Genomic DNA, 598 nt, shown 5'->3' on the forward strand with positions numbered 1-598 from the left:
TTCTGTGCTCACAGCAGCAAGGATGAAGAGCAGTTCGTGACACTCACTTCGAGTATTCGTTGCCTCTGCGCAGTCGCTGCGGCAATGGCGCTGCTGGCCGGTTGTACTCAACCGGCCACGTCGTCTTCGACGCGAAATGCAGTGACGGTGACAACCAACGCCGCCGCGCGGCCTGCGCAGCCGACTGATAGCGCATCGAACGCACAGCTCGGAGGGACAGAACCCGGGGCGTTGCTCGCTGCCGAAGACTTCGACACCGTCGTTCCCCGCATCGCTGAAACCGGTGCCGAGGTCACGAAGATTCGCTATGTGTCGACATCCGGTGATGGGTCGCGCACAACCGAGGTGACCGGGACCGTATTCGTGCCCAGCGGCACCGCTCCCGAGGGCGGCTGGCCAGTGGTGTCCTACGGCCACGGCAACACCGGAATCAACTTCGACTGTGGCCCGTCGATGTATGACGATCTGCTCAACCAGTGGCTGCCCATCACCGCATTGCTGTTGAACGGATACTTGGTCGTGATGTCCGACTACGAGGGTCTCGGCGCCGGTGGTGTGACGGTGGCACACCCGTTTCTGGACTCGAACACTCTTGGGC

The 598-nt window shown here is 62.0% G+C and carries 1 pseudogene; it reads left to right on the top strand.

The annotated features are described in order from the left end of the window. Positions 1 to 598, top strand: a pseudogene (locus tag HM984_RS17495) (hypothetical protein); the annotation flags it as partial.

It is taken from the genome of Winogradskyella pacifica, from assembly GCF_013403915.1.
Classification (GTDB): domain Bacteria; phylum Bacteroidota; class Bacteroidia; order Flavobacteriales; family Flavobacteriaceae; genus Winogradskyella; species Winogradskyella pacifica.